The sequence below is a fragment of the Streptomyces sp. NPDC021356 genome (assembly GCF_040641015.1).
In the GTDB taxonomy this organism is placed as follows: domain Bacteria; phylum Actinomycetota; class Actinomycetes; order Streptomycetales; family Streptomycetaceae; genus Streptomyces.
Window position 1 is genome coordinate 267,731 of record NZ_JBFACU010000009.1, and the last position, 18,611, is coordinate 286,341.

At 74.5% G+C, this 18,611-nt stretch carries 16 protein-coding genes; 11 read left to right on the forward strand and 5 right to left on the reverse strand.

Annotation, left to right across the window (positions count from 1 at the left end; all coding sequences use genetic code 11):
• Window positions 1-156: 156 nt before the first annotated feature.
• On the reverse strand, window positions 157-1,509 hold the full coding sequence (locus AB0G56_RS14995; protein ID WP_360968989.1) for a deoxyguanosinetriphosphate triphosphohydrolase: 1,353 nt from the start codon (window positions 1,507-1,509) through the stop codon (window positions 157-159).
• 37 nt (window positions 1,510-1,546) lie between these two features.
• Window positions 1,547-2,392: a CbiX/SirB N-terminal domain-containing protein gene (locus tag AB0G56_RS15000; RefSeq protein ID WP_360968992.1), complete on the reverse strand. Its 846-nt coding sequence runs from the start codon at window positions 2,390-2,392 to the stop codon at window positions 1,547-1,549.
• Between the two features lie 340 nt (window positions 2,393-2,732).
• Here AB0G56_RS15000 and AB0G56_RS15005 point away from each other — a divergent pair, with 340 nt between their 5' ends.
• The 4 genes from AB0G56_RS15005 to AB0G56_RS15020 all read left to right on the forward strand — a co-directional run bounded on the left by AB0G56_RS15005 (window position 2,733) and on the right by AB0G56_RS15020 (window position 8,676).
• Window positions 2,733-3,419: an ElyC/SanA/YdcF family protein gene (locus tag AB0G56_RS15005; protein WP_360969142.1), complete on the forward strand. Its 687-nt coding sequence runs from the start codon at window positions 2,733-2,735 to the stop codon at window positions 3,417-3,419.
• Window positions 3,420-3,529: 110 nt separating this feature from the next.
• Window positions 3,530-5,944 (forward strand): molybdopterin oxidoreductase family protein, encoded by a 2,415-nt coding sequence (locus AB0G56_RS15010; protein ID WP_360968995.1) that lies wholly within the window; start codon window positions 3,530-3,532, stop codon window positions 5,942-5,944.
• A 75-nt stretch (window positions 5,945-6,019) separates the two neighbouring features.
• Window positions 6,020-6,865 (forward strand): arylamine N-acetyltransferase, encoded by an 846-nt coding sequence (locus tag AB0G56_RS15015; RefSeq protein ID WP_360968998.1) that lies wholly within the window; start codon window positions 6,020-6,022, stop codon window positions 6,863-6,865.
• Between the two features lie 167 nt (window positions 6,866-7,032).
• A complete protein-coding gene (locus AB0G56_RS15020) occupies window positions 7,033-8,676 on the forward strand; it encodes a M4 family metallopeptidase (RefSeq protein ID WP_360969001.1) in 1,644 nt (547 codons plus the stop codon).
• A 73-nt stretch (window positions 8,677-8,749) separates the two neighbouring features.
• Here the strand turns inward: AB0G56_RS15020 and AB0G56_RS15025 are convergent, their stop codons facing one another.
• Window positions 8,750-9,193, reverse strand: coding sequence for a hypothetical protein (locus AB0G56_RS15025; protein ID WP_360969004.1), 444 nt, complete (start codon window positions 9,191-9,193; stop codon window positions 8,750-8,752).
• A gap of 217 nt (window positions 9,194-9,410) precedes the next feature.
• Complete coding sequence (locus tag AB0G56_RS15030; RefSeq protein ID WP_360969007.1) at window positions 9,411-10,007, reverse strand: NAD(P)H-dependent oxidoreductase; 597 nt, start codon at window positions 10,005-10,007, stop codon at window positions 9,411-9,413.
• Window positions 10,008-10,328: 321 nt separating this feature from the next.
• Between AB0G56_RS15030 and AB0G56_RS15035 the strand changes: the two genes are divergently transcribed.
• The gene (locus AB0G56_RS15035) at window positions 10,329-10,904 is read left to right on the forward strand and encodes a hypothetical protein (protein WP_360969010.1); all 576 of its coding nucleotides are present in this window, start codon (window positions 10,329-10,331) and stop codon (window positions 10,902-10,904) included.
• Window positions 10,905-11,034: 130 nt separating this feature from the next.
• Entirely contained in the window at window positions 11,035-11,655 is a 621-nt protein-coding gene (locus tag AB0G56_RS15040; RefSeq protein ID WP_360969013.1) for a class F sortase, read from the forward strand.
• Between the two features lie 91 nt (window positions 11,656-11,746).
• Here the strand turns inward: AB0G56_RS15040 and AB0G56_RS15045 are convergent, their stop codons facing one another.
• Window positions 11,747-12,529, reverse strand: coding sequence for a TSUP family transporter (locus AB0G56_RS15045; RefSeq protein ID WP_360969016.1), 783 nt, complete (start codon window positions 12,527-12,529; stop codon window positions 11,747-11,749).
• A 317-nt stretch (window positions 12,530-12,846) separates the two neighbouring features.
• Here AB0G56_RS15045 and AB0G56_RS15050 point away from each other — a divergent pair, with 317 nt between their 5' ends.
• The 5 genes from AB0G56_RS15050 (at window position 12,847) to AB0G56_RS15070 (ending at window position 18,604) form a co-directional block, all read left to right on the forward strand.
• On the forward strand, window positions 12,847-14,109 hold the full coding sequence (locus tag AB0G56_RS15050; protein WP_360969019.1) for an FAD-dependent oxidoreductase: 1,263 nt from the start codon (window positions 12,847-12,849) through the stop codon (window positions 14,107-14,109).
• Window positions 14,110-16,746: a nitrite reductase large subunit NirB gene (gene nirB / locus AB0G56_RS15055; RefSeq protein ID WP_360969022.1), complete on the forward strand. Its 2,637-nt coding sequence runs from the start codon at window positions 14,110-14,112 to the stop codon at window positions 16,744-16,746.
• Window positions 16,743-17,093 carry a nitrite reductase small subunit NirD gene (nirD, locus tag AB0G56_RS15060; RefSeq protein WP_360969025.1) on the forward strand — a complete coding sequence of 117 codons (351 nt, stop codon included), beginning with the start codon at window positions 16,743-16,745 and terminating at the stop codon, window positions 17,091-17,093. The genes nirB and nirD overlap by 4 nt, the downstream gene beginning before the upstream one ends.
• A gap of 53 nt (window positions 17,094-17,146) precedes the next feature.
• Window positions 17,147-17,731 carry a TetR/AcrR family transcriptional regulator gene (locus AB0G56_RS15065; protein WP_360969028.1) on the forward strand — a complete coding sequence of 195 codons (585 nt, stop codon included), beginning with the start codon at window positions 17,147-17,149 and terminating at the stop codon, window positions 17,729-17,731.
• 87 nt (window positions 17,732-17,818) lie between these two features.
• On the forward strand, window positions 17,819-18,604 hold the full coding sequence (locus AB0G56_RS15070; RefSeq protein WP_360969031.1) for a glucose 1-dehydrogenase: 786 nt from the start codon (window positions 17,819-17,821) through the stop codon (window positions 18,602-18,604).
• Window positions 18,605-18,611 lie beyond the last annotated feature (7 nt).

Genomic DNA, 18,611 nt, shown 5'->3' on the forward strand with positions numbered 1-18,611 from the left:
CCACATGCGAGCGTCCCGCACGGAGCGTGATGCGGGAAGAGGGAGTGGCCCGATCAGGCCACGCAGGGTCACCTCGGGGCAGCTCCTGTCACGGCGGTCACCCCGGTCCCACAGGTAACAGCGGTATCACGGGTGTCCGTAAGCGCGCTGTCAGTTTCATGCCGTCATGCCTGCCCCCGTCAGACGTGCGTGAAGCGAGCGGGCCGAGGCGTCGGTGAGGGAGGCGATCTGGTCGACGATCACGCGCTTGCGGGCGCGGTCGTCGGCGGCCCGGCCGAACAGGGCGCGGAACTGCGGATCGAGGCCGTCGGGGGCGCGCGCGGTGAGCGCCGCGGCCAGTTCGGCGACGACGACGCGCTGGTCGGCGCGGAGCCGTTCCTGCTCGACGCGCTGCATGACGAACAGGTCGGCGACGGCCTTGAGGACGGCGCACTCCATTCGGGTGCTTCTCGGGACGACCAGCTCCGCTCCGTACCGGGTCAGCCGCCCGCCGCCGTACGCCTGCCGGGTGGCGCCCTCGGCGGCCAGGCAGAAGCGGCCGATGAGCTGGCTGGTGGCGTCCTTCAGGCGGGCCTGGGCCACGGCCGAGCCGTCGTAGCCGTGCGGCCACCACTCCTGGTCGAGGAGGCGGTCCAGGGCCTCGGCCGGCTCGGCGGGGTCGGTGTCCGCCGGGACGTAGCGGCCGACGGTGACGGCGAAGACGGCCCGGCGTTCGGGCTCGGACCCGAGGCAGCGGGGGTCGATGTGGCCGGCGTGCAGGCCGTCCTCCACGTCGTGCACCGAGTACGCCACGTCGTCGGACCAGTCCATGACCTGGGCCTCGAAACAGGTGCGCGTGCCGGGGGCGCCCTGGCGTGCCCAGTCGAAGACCGGCCGGTCGTCCTCGTAGACGCCGAACTTGGGCGAGGCCGCCTCGCTCGGGTGGGCGCCGCGCGGCCACGGATACTTGGTGGCGGCGTCCAGCGCGGCCCGCGTCAGGTTGAGTCCGACGCTGACCGGTTCGCCCGAGGCGGGGTCGGTGACGAACCGCTTGGGTTCGATGCGGGTGAGCAGGCGCAGCGACTGGGCGTTGCCCTCGAAACCGCCGCAGTCGTGCGCGAACTCGTTCAGCGCCTGTTCGCCGTTGTGTCCGAAGGGCGGGTGGCCCAGGTCGTGCGAGAGGCAGGCCGCCTCCACCAGGTCGGGGTCGCAGCCGAGGGCGGCACCCAGCTCGCGGCCGACCTGGGCGCACTCCAGGGAGTGGGTCAGCCGGGTGCGGGGGCTGGCGTCCCAGGCGCCGGCGGCCCCGGGGCTGCCGTCCGGCGTGACCACCTGCGTCTTGCCGGCCAGGCGTCTGAGGGCCGCGGAGTGCAGCACCCGCGCCCGGTCGCGCTGGAACGCCGTGCGCCCCGGCCGCTTGTCGGGCTCGGCGGCCCAGCGGTCGAGCGACGCCTGGTCGTAGCCGACGGGCGGGAGGTGGTTCTCGTACGGCGCTGCCGCCTCGGGGGCGGCCCCTTCGATCCCTTCCATGCCTCGACAGTAGGCGCACCCACTGACAACCGGGACGTCACGGTCCGCTCACGGCGGGTGGCGGACGGTGCGTCTCGGCGGCGCCGGGTCCGTTCGGGGTCCAGGCGGGGAGGGGCGCGGCTCGCACCGGGGGCGGGGTGGAGCCGGGCGTGAGTGCCTGGTCGTAGCGGTGGAGGACCAGGCACGCCATGGCCGGGTGGGCGCCCAGGGGGGCCGCGGCCAGGGCGGGGGCGGCGGACGCGCACTCGGTGGCGAAGCGGCCGGGGGCGGTGAAGCAGGAGGCGACGGCGACGCGGTGCCGGCCGCGGGCGGCCAGCGCGCGCACGGCCGCCGGGACGGTGGGCGCGGCGGCGGAGGCGTAGGCGGGGACGACGGGCACGCCGAGGCGGCCGGCCAGGAGCCGGGCGGTGCGGTGGGTACCGGCCGCGGACTCGGGGTCGCGGGACCCGGCGGCGGCCAGGACGACCGCGCTCGCGCGGCGGGCGGCCGCGTCGGCGGGCGGCCGCCAGCCCGCCTCGGTCAGCCGGGCGTGCAGCGCCTGGGCGAGCAGCGGGTGCGGGCCGAGCGGTGCGGCCACGCGCGCGCGTGCGGGTGCCGCCGCCGCCATCTCGGGGATGTCCCGCTTGACGTGGTGGCCGCGGCCGAACAGCAGCGGCACCAGCACCGCCTCGGACCGGCCGAGGCGGGCCAGGGTGTCGGGCAGCCGAGGTTCGTCGAGCTCGATGTGCCCGAGGTGCACGGGCAGGGCGGGGCGCAGGGCGCGGACGCGTGCCATCAGGGCCCGTACGGTGCCCAGCGCGCGCGGGTCGCGGCTCCCGTGCGCCACGAGGACGAGGGCGGGCGGACCGGCTGCGTGCGTGGCGTGCGGGGGTGAGGCCGTCATGGGGGGATCCTGACGGGCGCGGGTTGCGCCACCGTTGCGTGACCGTGTCGGGCGTGTTGTGCGGGGTGCCTCGGGCGGGGGCGGTGGGTGTGAGGCGGGGGCGGGAGGCTTGGTGACACGGGCGGGCGTGCGCGCCGCGTGCGCTTTTGCGTCACGCGTGCGCTGTTGCGAGAGCGGTACGCGGGGAGCGAACCGGTCCGCGCCGCGCCTCGTCCTTGCTGATCGGAGGACCGAGGATCACGATCGAGCCCCGTACGGCACCCATGGCGCGCATCGCGCACAGGGAGCATACGGCGTGCACGACCGTACGAGAAGGGGGGACCCGCCGATGCGGATGCGTATGCGGACGCGGGCACGGATGCGACCGCGCCTGCCGCGCACGCGGACCGGGCAGCGGCGGCTGGTGCAGGCCGTGGTGGCCGTGTGCGTGCTGGCGCTGCTTCCGGCGACCTGGCTGTACGTCGCCACCGGTGACCGGCTGCGCACCGCGGCCGACGCGCCGCGCACCGATGTCGCCGTCGTGTTCGGCGCGGGCCTGTGGCACGGCGAGCCGTCGCCGTACCTGGCGCACCGCCTGGACGCGGCGGCGACGCTCTACCGGGAGGGGCGGATCAAGGTGCTCCTGGTGACCGGGGACAACAGCCGTGAGGACTACGACGAGCCGGACGCCATGCGCGCGTACCTGACGGCGCACGGCGTCCCAGCCGCCCGGATCGTGACGGACTACGCCGGTTTCGACACGTGGGACTCCTGCGTGCGCGCCAAGAAGATCTTCGGCGTGGACCGGGCGGTGCTCGTCAGCCAGGGCTTCCACATCCGGCGGGCGGTGGCCCTGTGCGACGCGGCGGGCATCGACTCCTACGGCGTCGGGGTCGATGCAGCGCACGACGTCACCTGGTACTACGGCGGCACCCGTGAGGTGTTCGCGGCCGGCAAGGCGGCCCTGGAGGCGGCCTTCCGGCCCGACCCGAGGTTCCTGGGGCCGAAGGAGCCCGGGATCGCGCGGGCGCTGGCCGGGGCCGGGTGAGCGGCGCCCGCCCGCCTCACCGTCCGGGCACCCGCGCGGGGAGGTCGCCGTCCCGGCGGCGTAACAGCGGCCGTAGGGGCGCGTAACACGGCCGCCGCACGCTGAGCGGCATGCAGAAAGCGCAGATTTCCTCCGCGACGCCCACGCACTGCCCGTACTGCGCCCTGCAGTGCGGGATGAACCTCACCCCCGTACCCGGCGGGGGCGTCGAGGTGGGTGAGCGGGCGGACTTCCCGGTGAACCGGGGGGCGCTGTGCGGCAAGGGCCGTACGGCGCCCGCGGTGCTCTCCTCCCGGGTGCGGCTGACCTCCCCGCTGGTGCGCTCGCCCGCGGGCACGCTCGAGCCGGCCGGCTGGGAGGAGGCCCTGGACCGGGTCGCCGGGGCGCTGGCACGCGCGCGCGGGGAGCACGGTCCGGACGCCTGCGGTGTGTTCGGCGGGGGCGGCCTGACCAACGAGAAGGCCTACGCGCTCGGCAAGTTCGCGCGGGTGGCGCTCGGCACCTCGCAGATCGACTACAACGGCCGGTTCTGCATGTCGTCGGCGGCGGCGGCCGGCACCCTGGCGTTCGGGCTGGACCGGGGGCTGCCGTTCCCCTTGGAGGACATCCCGAGGACGGGGTGCGTGATCCTCGTCGGCTCCAACCCGGCGGAGACGATGCCCCCGGCGCTGCGGTACTTCAGCGAACTGCGGGAGAACGGCGGCACGCTGATCGTCGTCGATCCGCGCCGCACGAAGACCGCCGAACAGGCCGACCTGCACCTCGCACCCCGCCCCGGCACCGATCTCGCCCTCGCCCTCGGCCTGCTGCACCTGGTCGTCGCCCAGGGCCGGGTCGACGAGGAGTACGTCCGGGCGCGCACGACCGGCTGGGCCGAGGCGCGGGCCGCGGCGATGGCGCACTGGCCGGAGTACGTGGAGCGGGTCACGGGGGTGCCCGTCCCGCAGCTCAGGCGGGCCGTACGGATGTTCTGCGAGCCGCAGGCGGCGATGGTGCTCACCGCGCGCGGGCCCGAGCAGCAGGCGAAGGGCACCGACACGGTGGGCGCGTGGATCAACCTGTGCCTGGCGACCGGCCGGGCCGGCCGCCCGCTGTCCGGGTACGGCTGCCTGACCGGGCAGGGCAACGGCCAGGGCGGCCGGGAACACGGCCAGAAGGCCGACCAGTTGCCGGGCTACCGCAAGCTGACCGACCCGGCGGCGCGGCGGCACGTGGCCGGGGTGTGGGGCGTGGACCCGGACAGTCTGCCGGGGCCGGGGCGCAGCGCGTACGAGCTGCTGGACGCGCTGGGCACGGACGTCCGCGCGCTGCTGCTCATGGGCTCCAACCCGGTGGTGTCCGCGCCGCGCGCGGCGCACGTCGAGGAACGGCTGCGCTCGCTGGACTTCCTGGCGGTGTGCGACGTGGTGCTGTCGGAGACGGCGGCACTCGCGGACGTCGTCCTGCCGGTGACGCAGTGGGCCGAGGAGACGGGCACGACGACGAACCTGGAGGGCAGGGTCCTGCTGCGGCGCCGGGCGGTCGACCCGCCCGAGGGGGTCCGCGGCGACCTGGAGGTGCTGCACGGGCTGGCCGCCCGGCTGGGCGTCGAGAAGGGCTTCCCGACCGACCCGGAAGAGGTCTTCGAGGAACTGCGCCGGGCGACCGCGGGCGCCCCCGCCGACTACTCCGGCATCACCTACGCCAGGCTGGCACGGGAGAACGGGGTGTTCTGGCCCTGCCCGGAGGCTCCGGCGGGCAGGGCGGGTGCGGGCGGCGGGGCGGGCATGCGGGGGCCCGGTGCCACGGCGGGCCTGGACACGCCGGAGGGCACGGCAAGCACGTCAGGCACGGCGGGTGCGGAAGGCACGGCGGGTGCGGCGGGCACGGGCGCGCGGGGTCCCGGTGCCACGGCGGGTGCGGAAGGCACAGCGGGTGCGGAAGGCACGGAGCCCGAGCAGCCCCGGCGGCCCGAGCCGGACCCGCGGCCCGAGCCGGACCCGCGACCCGGGCAGCCCGCCGGGACCGCGCGAACCCGCCCCGCGCGCCCCCCGCACCACCCCGGCACCCCCCGTCTCTTCCTCGACCGCTTCGCCACCGAGGACGGGCGGGCGCTGTTCGTGCCCGTGTCGTACCGGCCGAGTGCGGAGGAGCCGGACGACGCGTATCCCGTGCTGCTGACCACCGGGCGAGTCGTGGCGCAGTACCAGTCCGGGGCGCAGACCCGCCGCGTCGAGGAGCTGAACGCCGCCGCGCCCGGCCCCTTCGTCGAGCTGCACCCCCGGCTGGCGGCGCGGCTGGGGGCGGTGGAGGGCGTCCCGCTGGCCGTCGTGTCGCGGCGGGGGCGCGCGGTGGCGCCCGCGCGGATCACGGACGGCATCCGTCCGGACACGGTGTTCATGCCCTTCCACTGGCCCGGCGAGGGCCGCGCGAACACGCTCACGAACCCGGCGCTCGACCCGGTCTCCCGGATGCCGGAGTTCAAGGTGTGCGCGGTGCGGGTGGAGGTCGCGGGCGGCCTGGGGGACGGCCGCGGGGAGGCCTGAGCCCGGCCGGGGTGGGGGCCGTGACGGGGTGGGGGGCCGTGACGGGGTGGGGGCGGCGCCGCGTAGGTTCGGGGCATGTCCGACGCCGCGGCCGCCACGACCGAGCAGTTCGACCTCGACGCCTACCTGGGGCGCATCGGGTGGGAGGGAAGCAGGCGGGCCGCTCCCGCGACCCTGCGCGGGGTGCACCTCGCGCACGCCCTGTCCCTCCCCTTCGAGAACCTGGACCCCCTGTCCGGCACCGCGCCCTCGCTGGCCCCGGCCGATCTGATGGCCAAGATGGTGCGCGGCCGGCGCGGGGGCTACTGCTACGAGCACAACGCGCTGCTGGCGCTGGCGCTCGGGGCGCTCGGGTTCGAGGTGTCCGGGCTGGCCGGGCGGGTGCTGCTGGGCGCCGACACCCCGGAGAGCCGGCCGCGCACGCACATGATGCTGCGGGTCGGCGTGCCGGGCGAGCCGCGGCCGTACCTGGCGGACGTCGGTTTCGGGGCGGCCGGGGCGCTGCTGGCGCCGGTGCCGCTGGCGCTCGGCCGCGAGTTCGAGGGCGGCGGGCGCAGGCACCGGTTCACGCGGCTGCCGCACGGCGGGCCGCTGGAGCTGTGGGCGTTGCGGGCGCACGACAGCGCGTCGGGGCAGTGGATCGGCCAGTACGCCTTCACGCTGGAGCCGTTCACCTCCGCCGACTTCGAGGTCTTCAACTGGCACGTCGCCACCAGCCCGCGCTCCCCCTTCACGCGTCGCGCCTACCTCCGGCGGACCACCGCCGGGCGCCATCTCGCCCTGGACGGAGCCCGGTTCACGGAGGTCCTCGCCGACGGCACGGTGACGGAGCGCACCCTCGTGAACGAGGCGGAGGCGCGGCGCGTGGTCGAGGAGGAGTTCGGCGTCGCGGTGCCCGACGGGCTGACGCTGCTGGTCTGACGGTGCCGGTGTGACGCCGGGGACCGGTCGGACGTAGAAACGATTCTCCGTGCTCCACCCATCACTCCTGCGGGCGCTCTGGACATGACATGTCATGACCACTTAAATCTCAGTCACCGTCAGCGCCACCCCCATGCGCCCGAAGGCGCCCGCGCTCAAGGAGACCGATGAGTCGGACACGGCACACCCGAGGTTCCCGCCTCGCCACGGCCGGCGTGGCCGCCGCCGCGGCCACCCTGCTGGCCGCCGCACTCTCCCCCGCCGCCCACGCGGAGGGCAGACCCAGCCGGACCACCGCCGTCCAGAACGCCGCCGCCGCGCTCGCGGACCACACCGGCGCCCTGGGCCTCACCTCCGACGAGCACACCACCGTCCGCGACGTGATCGTCGACAAGGACGGCACGCAGCACGTCCGCTACGACCGTACGTACGACCGACTGCCCGTACTGGGCGGGGACTTCGTGGTCCACCTGGCCCCGGACGGCACCTACCGGGGCGCCGACCGCGCCACGCGCTCCACGGTCTCCCTGCCGACCACCACCCCGGCCCTCGCCGCCCCCGAGGCCGCCGACCTCGCCACGCACGCGCTGCGCGCCGCGAACCCCGGTGCCCGCCTGAAGCAGGTCAAGGCCAAGCCGGGCCTGGTCGTCGACGCCCTGCACGGCACCCCGCGCCTGGCCTGGCGCACCGTCGCGGCCGCCCTGGACTCCCTCGGCAACCCGGTCGCCCGCACGGTCGTGACCGACGCGCGCACCGGGGCGCAGATCGACGCCTGGGACAGCATCGAGACGGCGACGGGCGACGGCAAGTCGCTCTACGGCGGCACGGTCGCGCTGGAGACGACCCAGTCCGGGTCGGCGTACCAGCTCAAGGACCCGACGCGCGGCAACACGTACACGGGCGACGCGGAGAACAAGACCGACCTGTGCATCTTCGGCATCTGCTTCCAGCGCGCCCCCGCCACCCTCTTCACGGACTCCGACAACCACTGGGGAACGGGTGCGACGGCGGACCGCGCCTCGGCGGCGGTGGACGCGCAGTACGGCACGAACGAGACCTGGGACTACTACAAGAACGTCCACGGCCGCAACGGCATAGCGGGCGACGGCAAGGGCTCGTACAACCGCGTCCACTACGGCAACAACTACAACAACGCCTTCTGGGACGACAGTTGCTTCTGCATGACGTACGGCGACGGTGACGGCACCACCTTCGGCCCGCTCGTCGCCCTCGACGTCGCCGGGCACGAGATGTCGCACGGCGTGACGTCCAAGACGGCGGCACTGACGTACTCGGGCGAGTCCGGCGGCCTGAACGAGGCCACCTCCGACATCCTCGGCACGATGGTGGAGTGGTACGCGAACAACCCCGCCGACCCCGGTGACTACCTGATCGGCGAGAAGATCGTCCGCTCCGGCTTCAACGGCACCGCCCTGCGCTACATGGACAAGCCCTCCAAGGACGGCAACTCGGCCGACTGCTGGAGCGGTTCGGTGGGCAACCTCGACGTCCACTACTCCTCGGGCGTCGCCAACCACTTCGCCTACCTGCTCGCCGAGGGCAGCGGCGCGAAGACCGTGAACGGCGTCGCCTACGACTCCCCCACGTGCAACAACTCCACGGTGACGGGCATCGGCCACGACAAGCTCGGCAAGATCTGGTACCGGGCCCTCACGGTCTACATGACGTCCTCGACGAACTACGCGGCCGCCAGGACGGCCACCCTCAGCGCCGCGAAGGACCTCTACGGCGCCGGCTCCGCGGAGTACGACGCGGTGGCGGCGGCCTGGAGCGCGGTCAGCGTGAACTGACCCCACCGGCCCCGCTCGACGGCCGCCCCCGCCCGCACGGCGGAGGCGGCCGTTCTGCTGCGTACCGGTTGATTCAGTACCGGTAGATGGTGTGCACCCCGCGGGCCATGACCGTACAGACCTTGTCCTTGCCCAGGCCTTCCCGCACCCAGATGCCACGCAGGCTGGAGGCGAAGGTGTAGTTCGCCTGCACCTCGTTGGCCGCTCCCGCTCCGCGGCCGTTGTAGACCCACTCGTCACGGGTTCCGCCGTCGGCATAGGTGGCGTGGAGCTGGACGCATGCCGCCTTGCCGTCCTTGGCCGTGTCCCTCAGGTCCACCTCGACGCTCGGGCGGTTGTCGACGTTGAAGATGCACATGTCCCCGTGCGCGTACGCCCCGCCGATGTCTCCCGCGGTGCCGGTCGCACCCCAGGGATCGCACAGCGGGGCCGCTTCGGCGGGGGCGGCGAGGACCAGGCCGCCACCGGCCAGCGCGGCTGACATGGCGACGGCCGCCAGGGTTTTGCGCAGGGACATGAGTGTGCTCCTCATCTGCTGCGTCGACCGCAGCGATAGCCGCGCAGGGCCCGCGGGCCGGGGCATCTGCCCTGCCCGGGGGGCTGCGCGCCGGGAACCGTGTCGCTGCCGAACGTACGGGGCGCGCGGGCCCCACCGCGTCAACCCGGCGTTGGAACCCGCCGGTAAACCCCAGCGGTAGCCCTACCACCGTGGGTTGAGGAGTCCGCGGCCTTTGTCAACTCCCGTAGGGCCGACGCTCCCTGGCCTCCCGCAGAGCCTGCCCCCACCACTCCAGGCGGTCCAGCATCAGCTTCGCCGCCGCGTCCGGGGCGGTGGGGTCCTTCAGGGTGCCGTCGTCGTCGAAGGAACCGCCCGCGTTGTAGAAGGAGACCGTGTCGCGGAGTGTGACCGCGTGGAGTTCGGCGAAGACCTGCCGCAGGTGTTCGACGGCGCGCAGGCCGCCGGCGAGGCCACCGTAGGAGGCGAGGGCGACCGGCTTGGCCTGCCACTCGGTGAAGTGCCAGTCGATGAGGTTCTTGAGGCCCGCGGGGAAGGAGTGGTTGTACTCCGGGGTGAGGACGACGAACGCGTCCGCCAAGGCCAGTTTCGGGGTGATCTCCGCCAGGGCCGCCGTCGCCTCCGGGTCCGGCTTCAGGGTCGTCGGGAGGGCGGCCGTCTCGGCCACGTCCACGACCTGGACGGCGAAGTCGGGGCGCTCGCGCAGGTGGGCGAGGAGCCAGTCGGCGACCACGGGTCCGAAACGGCCGTGGCGGTTGCTGCCGACGACGAGGGTGACGTTCAGGGGCGCGCCGGGCGCGGTGGTGGTGTTCATGCGGGACAGCCTGGTAGCTCAACCTTGCTTGAGGTCAAGCCGAGGCCCGCGCACCCCGGTCACCCGTTCACCCCCGCGCCTGTCCTCCTTCGGGAAAATTCCGACGCGCCGTCAGGAGGACCGCGCCGACCTGGGCAAATGCTCGCGGTCGCGCCTCGCGCCCCGGGGAGGGAGGCACCCGTTCACCGTATTCCTGACGGGACCTCAGGAAGCGGGCGGGCGCATGTGCCACTTACCTCGGAAGGGCAGGGACGCGACGACGGCGGCACATGCGGGTGCCGCGGCCGTGTCCCGACCGCTGAGCAGCTCTAAGGAGCACCGATGCGACGTACCGCACGTCTGCCGGCCGGGGCCGTGACCGGGGCCGCGCTCGCCGTCGCCGCCGTGAGCGGGCTCGCCGCGCCCGCGTACGGCGCGGACACCGCTCCCGTGGCCGCGCGCGCCCTCGGGTCGGCCGCGAGCGGCCTGGAGGTGTACCCCTCCTCGGCGGTGCCGGGCGGGCAGGTCACCGTGAACACCAAGGCGTGCGGCGAGAAGTCGTCCGCGGCGGGCGACGCCAGCGCGGTCGGCGCCGGGCCCTTCCCGCTGGCCCCGAGCACCCACGAGGGCGACGCGATCGGCCGGTTCCGGGTCCCGGAGAGCGCGCAGCCGGGGACGTACGAGATCGTCGCGCAGTGCGCCGAGGGCGGCCGGGAGGTCAAGGGCGACCTGGTCGTCACCCTCGCCGCGGCGGCACAGGGGCAGCAGGTGGAGCCCCGGGGAAGTGTGAAGACGGGGGTCGGCGGCGCCCTGGGCCACGACCCCGTGCAGACCGCGGCCGGCGTGGCGGCACTCGCCGTCGCCGCCGCGGGCGGTACCTGGCTCCTGCATCGCCGGGCGAGAGGCGACGGGATCTGACGGACACCCTCCGCCGTCCGTCCGCCGGTACCGCACGTCCCCTCCCCCTCCGGGCGCGACGCCCCTGGGCCCTGCTGTCCGGAGGGGGCGGGGGACACGACCGCAGTACCCGTCCGGAAGAGGGGTTCCCATGCGCAGGATCGGCGACTGTGCGATAGCCGCCGTCACCGTCGTCAGCCTCTGCTGCGGCGGGTGGCTGCTGCTCGGTGCGGGCACCACGCACGCCCCGCCCCAGCCAGCCCCGGCCGAGGGCACGCCCGACCCCGGCGTGCAGCGGCTCGGCGCGTCCGCGCTGCCGCCGTCCCCGCCCACCCGCATCCGCATCCCCTCGATCCGGGTGAACGCCCCCCTGATGGGCCTGGGCCTCACCCCGGCCGGCAGCCTCGACGTCCCGCCCGCCTCCGACAAGAACCTGGCCGGCTGGTACGAGGCCGGCACCACCCCCGGCGAGCGCGGCACCGCGATCGTCGCCGGTCACGTCGACAACACGCAGGGGCCCGCCGTCTTCTACGACCTCGGCGCCCTGAAGAAGGACAGCGTCGTCGAGGTGGACCGCCGTGACGGCGGGGTCGCGGTGTTCACGGTGGACGCGGTCGAGGTGTACGCGGCGAAGGACTTCCCCGACAAGAAGGTCTACGGCCCGGCGAAACGCCCCGAACTGCGGGTGATCACCTGCGGCGGCGGATACTCCAGGGCCACCGGCTACCAGGGCAACGTGGTGGTCTTCGCCCACCTGACCGGCAGCCGCTGACAGCAGGCGCAGGGCAGGAACAGGGCAGGAGCCGAAGGCAGGAACAGGGACAGGAACAGGGCTGGTGCAGGGAGGGGAGGCAGGGGCGGGGTCACGCCACCCACTGCTGGTACGCCAGGTTCACCACCAGGGCGAACACCACGGTCAGCAGGACGATCCGGACGAAGCCGCTGCCCTTCTTCAGCGCGGTGCGCGCGCCCAGCATGCCGCCCGCCAGGTTGAACACCGCCATGACGGCGGCCAGTTGCCACAGCACCGCGCCCTGCCAGGCGAAGGTGGCCAGGGCGCCGGCGTTGGTGCAGCAGTTGACGATCTTGGCGGTGGCGGAGGCGGTCACCAGGTCCAGGTGGAGCACGGCGGTCAGCGCCAGCACGAGGAACGTGCCGGTGCCGGGGCCGATGAACCCGTCGTAGAAGCCGATGCCGAGGCCCGCGAGGCCGATCGCCGCGAGGATCTGGCGGCGGGTGGCCGGGCCGGGCGCGGGGGCGGTGCCGAACGCGGGCCGCAGGATCACGAACGCCCCCACCGCGAGCAGCACCACCATGATCACCGGTTTCAGCACGTCGGTGCTCATCCCGGCCGCGCACAGCGCTCCGGCGCAGGACCCGGCGAGCGCCGCGAGACCGATCCGCACGGCCATCCGTACGTCCACGGGCGCCCGGCGCGCGTATGTCACCGCCGCGCCGGACGTCCCGACGATGGCGACCGCCTTGTTGGTGCCCAGCGCGGACGCGGCCGAGGTCCCGGCCGGCAGGCCGAGCAGCAGCACCGGCAGCAGCAGGAGCCCGCCCCCGCCGACCACGGCGTCGATCCAGCCGGCGGCGAGCGCGGCGAGACAGAGGAGGACGACGACGGTCAGGGATATGTCGGGCATGATCACGACCCTAGGCAGCGACCCGGCGGCGATCCACGCATCTGAGGGACTTCTGAGGTCCGCCGAGGCACCCCTCAGATCTGCCGAGGGACGGCTCAAGGCCCACCGAGGCGCTCCGCAAGGCCCGCCGAGGCACTCCGCAAGGCCCACCGAGGCGCCCTCAAGGCCCACCGAGGCACTCCTCAAAGCCCGCAGAGGCCGGGTGACGGGACGGGCGGCGCCCTCACACCCGCCGCCCGCCCCCGCTGAGGGCAGCGTTCCGTGGGGGAAACAGGGGGGATGCCGCCGGGTAACGTCCGCGTCGCACGCTCAGGGGCATGACCTCGAATGCGCGTGTGGTGGTGATCGGTGCCGGGCTCGCGGGCGTGGCCCTCGCCCGGCGCCTCGGTGAGCTGGGCACGCCCGCGCTGGTCGTCGGCGAGGAGGAGCACCTGCCGTACAACCGGGTGCTGCTCGCGGAGGTGCTGGCCGGCCGGTACGCACCGGAGGTCATCGCACTCCCCGCCCCGGCCCGTCTGGTCCGGGCCCGGGTCGTCGGCATCGACCGCGCGGCACGCGAGGTGCGGTGCGCGGACGGCACGGTGACCGGCTACGGCACGCTGGTGCTGGCCACCGGCTCCAACCCGGTGCTGCCGCCGCTGCGCGGCCTGTTCGGCGCCGGCCGCGAACTGCCGTCGGGCGTCCACGCGTTCCGCACGATGGACGACTGCCTGGGCCTGTCCGGGGCCGTACGGCCCGGGGCACGGGCGGTCGTGGTGGGCGGCGGGCTGCTCGGGGTGTCCGCCGCGCGGGCGCTGGCCGTGCGCGGCGCGCAGGTGGTGCTCGCGCAGCAGGCCGAGCGGCTTATGGAGCGGCAGCTCGACCCGGGGGCGTCCCGGCTCGTGCTGCGGCACCTGCGTGACCTGGGCGTCGAGGTGCACACCGAGTGCCGGGTGCGGGACGTGCGCTGCGTGGGCGGCGCCCTGCGCTCGGTGGAGCTGGCCGACGGGTACGCCCTCGACGCCGACCTCGCGGTCCTGGCCTGCGGGGTGCGTCCGCGCACCGCCCTCGCCGAGGACGCGGGCCTGGCCGTCGGCAAGGGCGTCGTCGTCGACGACGAGCTGCGCACCAGCGACCCGCACATCCGTGCCGTCGGCGACTGCGTCCAGCACGCCGGCACGGTCTACGGGCTCGCCGCCCCCGCTCTGGAACAGGTCGCCGTCCTGGCCGAGCTGCTCGCGGGCCGGGCCGCGGCCCGCTACACCGGCACCCGCTCGCTCACCCGGCTCACCCTGACCGGCGCGGGCTCCCCCTCCCGCCCGGCTCCCCCGGGCCCGGCCCCCGCCGACCCGGCCCCCTTCGACCTCGCCGCCTTCGGCGAGACCGAGCCGCTGCCCGGCGACGACGTCGTGCAGCTCGCCGACGCCACCCGCGGCACCTACCGCCGGGTCGTCGTCCGCGGCGACCGGCTGGTCGGCGGGGTCCTCGTCGGCGAACTCGGCACCGTCGGCGCGCTCGCCCGCGCCTGGGAGAAGGCGGAGCCGCTCCCGAGGGACGGCGGCCCGCCGCTCCACCTGCTCACCCATGACGGAGGCTCCTGAATGCCCGCCACCACAGCCACCAACGGCACCACCGCCGTGCCGGGGACCGCCCCCACGATCGTGCTCGTCGGCCACGGCATGGTCGGTCAGCGCTTCCTCGAAGCGCTGGCCGAGCGCGGTCTGACCGCGACCCACCGCGTGGTCGTGCTGTGCGAGGAGCCGCGCCCCGCGTACGACCGGGTGCAGCTCACTTCGTACTTCACGGGCCGCACCCCGGAGGAGCTGTCCCTCACCGACCGGCGCTTCATCGACGACCACGGCATCGAACTGCACCTCGGGGACCCCGCCGAGACCATCGACCGCGAGGCCCGCACGGTCACCGCCCGCTCCGGGCTCACCGTCGGCTACGACGTGCTCGTCCTCGCCACCGGCTCCTTCCCGTTCGTCCCGCCGGTGCCCGGCAGGGACGCCGAGGGCTGTTTCGTCTACCGCACCATCGAGGACCTGCTCGCCATCGAGGCGTACGCCGCCTCACGCGCCCGCACCGGCGCGGTGGTCGGCGGCGGACTGCTGGGCCTGGAGGCGGCGGGCGCCCTCAAGGGGCTCGGACTGGCCACGCACATCGTGGAGTTCGCGCCGCGCCTGATGCCGGTGCAGGTCGACGAGGGCGGCGGCGCCGCCCTGCTGCGCACCATCGAGGAGATGGGGCTGACCGTCCACACCGGCACCGGCACCCAGGAGATCGTGGTCGGCGCGGACGGCGCCGTGACCGGCATGAAGCTGTCGGACGGCTCCGAACTCGCCGTCGACATGGTCGTGTTCAGCGCCGGTGTCCGTCCCCGCGACCAGCTGGCCCGCGACTCGGGCCTGCGGGTCGGCGAGCGCGGCGGGATCAGCGTGGACGCGCGGTGCCGTACGGTCAGCGACCCGCACGTGTTCGCGATCGGCGAGTGCGCGCAGGCGGTCGACGGCCGGGTCTACGGGCTGGTCGCGCCCGGTTACGAGCAGGCCGAGACGGCGGCGGCCACCATCGCCGCTGACGACGCGGAGTTCACGGGCGCCGACCTGTCCACCAAGCTGAAGCTGCTCGGCGTGGACGTGGCCTCCTTCGGCGACGCGCACGGCACCGCCGAGGACTGCCTGGACGTCGTCTACTCCGACTCCCGCGCGGGCCTGTACAAGAAGCTGGTCATCGGCCGGGACGGCACCCTGCTCGGCGGCATCCTGGTCGGTGACGCGGAGGCGTACGGCACGCTGCGCGCGTTCACCGGTGCGGTGCCGCCCGTCTCCCCCGAGTCACTGGTGCTGCCGGCCGGTGCCGGTGCGCCCGCCCTGCTCGGCCCGGCCGCCCTCCCGGACGACGCGGTGGTCTGCTCCTGCCACAACGTCACCAAGGGCACCATCCGCGGCGCGGTCACGGACCACGCCTGCACGAGCGTGCCGGAGGTGAAGAAGTGCACCCGGGCCGGCACCGGGTGCGGCTCGTGCGTCAAGGTGCTCACCCAGCTGGTCGAGGCGGAACTGGAGGCGGGCGGCGTCGAGGTCGACAAGGGCCTGTGCGGCTGCTTCGCGCAGACCCGCGAGGAGCTGTACGAGATCGTCCTCGCCCTGCGCGTCACCTCCTACCAGGACCTGCTGGACCGCTTCGGCCGCGAGGGGGCGCGCGGCGGCGACGGCTGCGAGACCTGCAAGCCGGCCGTCGCCTCGGTCATCGCCTCGCTGGCCCCGGTGATCGGCGCGGACGGTTACGTCCTCACCGGCGAGCAGGCCGCCCTCCAGGACACCAACGACCACTTCCTGGCCAACCTGCAGCGGAACGGCTCGTACTCCGTCGTCCCGCGCATCCCCGGCGGGGAGATCGCGCCGGAGAAGCTGATCGTGATCGGGGAGATCGCCCGTGACTTCGGGCTCTACACGAAGATCACCGGCGGGCAGCGCATCGACATGTTCGGCGCCCGCGTCGAGCAGCTGCCGCTGATCTGGGCCCGGCTGGTGGACGCGGGCTTCGAGTCGGGGCACGCGTACGGCAAGTCGCTGCGCACGGTGAAGTCCTGCGTGGGCCAGACCTGGTGCCGCTTCGGCGTCCAGGACTCGGTGCGCATGGCGATCGACCTGGAACTGCGCTACCGGGGCCTGAGGTCCCCGCACAAACTGAAGTCGGCGGTCTCCGGGTGCGCCCGCGAGTGCGCCGAGGCCCAGTCGAAGGACTTCGGCGTGATCGCCACCGCGAACGGCTGGAACCTGTACGTCGGCGGAAACGGCGGCGCCTCCCCGCGCCACGCCGACCTGCTCGCCCAGGACCTCTCCGACGCCGAACTGGTCCGGCTGATCGACCGGTTCCTGATGTTCTACATCCGCACCGCCGACAGGCTGGAACGCACCAGCGTGTGGCTGGAGCGGATCCCCGGCGGTCTGGACCACGTACGGGACGTGGTGGTCCACGACTCGCTCGGCATCTGCGCCGAGCTGGAGACCCAGATGGCGGCGCACGTCTCCCACTACCGCGACGAGTGGGCCGAGACGATCGCCGACCCTGACCGGCTCGCCCGGTTCGTCTCCTTCGTGAACGCCCCCGACACCCCGGACCCGGTCGTCGGCTTCGTCCCCGAACGCGACCAGATGAAGCCCGACCTGCCGCTGCTGTCCCTCGGCCTGCGGCCTGCCCACGACGCCCTGGAAGGAAGCGCCCAGCGATGACGCTCGCCCCCGAGACCACCGACGTGAAGGTCCAGCTCCGGCTCGACGACAGCTGGTTCACCGTGTGCGACCTGAGCACGCTGCTGCCCGGCCGCGGGGTCGCGGCCCTGCTGCCGGACGGCCGCCAGGCGGCCCTCTTCCGCGACCGGTCCGGCCGCCTGTACGCGATCGACAACCGTGACCCGTTCACCGGCGCCGCGGTCCTCTCCCGCGGCCTGACCGGCACCCACGCGGGGCGCCCGTTCGTCGCCTCGCCGCTGCTCAAGCAGCGCTTCGACCTCGCCTCCGGACGGTGCCTGGACGACGAGGGGGTGCGGGTGGGGGCGTACGGCGTGCGCAGCGCATGACGCCCCCTCTTGCAACTTGACCGGTCGGTCCAGAAAAGCTTAGGCTCCCGTGCGTGGCCAGGACCAAGGAATTCGATCCGGACGCCGCGCTGCGGTCGGCCCTGGAGCTGTTCTGGCGGCGCGGCTACGAAGCGACGTCCATGGCCGACCTCGTGGCGCACCTCGGCATCGGCCGCGCCAGCCTGTACGCGACGTTCGGCAGCAAGCACGAGCTGTACCTGAGGGCGCTGGACCGCTACGAGCAGACGGGCATGGAGCGGATCGTGCGCGAGCTGTCCGGGCCGGGCCCGGCCCTGCCGGCCGTGCGGGCGGTCGTACGGCGCTACGCGGCGGAGGCCACCCATGCTGAGCTGCGCCTGCACGGCTGCCTGGTCACCAACACGGCGTCCGAGCTGGCCGCGCACGACCCGGCCGCCGCCCGGCGCGTGGAGCGCAACTGGGACCACCTGGAGGCGCTCCTGCACTCGGCCCTGGTCCGCGCCGGGGCGCAGGGGGAGCTGCCCGCCGACCGCGATCCGCTCACCCTGGCCCGCGCGCTGCTGGTGCTGATGCAGGGCCTGCGAGTCGTCGGCAAGGCGTCGGCGGACCCGGCGCGGGTGCGGGACGCGGCGGAGCAGGCCCTGGCGCTGCTGGACTGAGGAACGAGACCGGGGAACGCGCTCGTCGCCGGGCGCGTTGCTTTCGGTCCTGATACTGAACCGATCGGTCAAATAAAAGGGGAGATCATGACCACGCGGAGCACCCGGCCCGTCGGCCGCTTCGAGGGCCGGACCGTTCTCGTCACCGGGGCCGGCTCCGGCATCGGCCGCGCGACGGCCCTCGCGTTCGCCGCCGAGGGCGCCCAGCTCGTCGTCGCCGGGCGCCGCCGCGAGCCGCTGGACGAGACGGTCGCGCCGATCGAGGAGGCGGGCGGCACGGCGCTCGCGGTGACCGCGGACGTCTCCCGCGCCGGTGAGGCCGAGGCGCTGGTCGAGGCCGCCGTGGACCGCTTCGGCTCGCTCGACGTGGCCGTCAACAACGCCGGTGTCTTCAGGGGCGGCCGGCCGCTCGCCGAACTGCCGGAGGAGGACTGGCACACCCAGCTCGCCGTCAACGTCACCGGCGTCCACCTGGCCCTCCAGGCGCAGATCCGCCGGATGCGCACCCAGCCGTCCGGCGGCGCGATCGTCAACGTGTCCTCCACCTTCGGCGCCCACGCCACCTCGCCCGGCGCCGCCGCCTACTCCGCGACCAAGGCCGCCGTGACCGCGCTCAGCCGGGGTGCCGCGCTGGACCACATCGGCGACGGCGTCCGCGTCAACGTGGTCAGCCCCGGCGCCACCGCCACCACGATGTCGCTGCGGCCCGGCGAGACGGACACGGACCGCGCGCAGCGGGCGCGGGCCACGCTCCCCCTGGGCCGGGTCTCCGCCACCGAGGAGGTCGCCGCCGCGATCCTCTACCTGGCGTCCGACGCCGCGGCCTCCCTGGTCGGCACCGACCTGGTGGTGGACAGCGGCGGATCCCTCTGAACCCCCA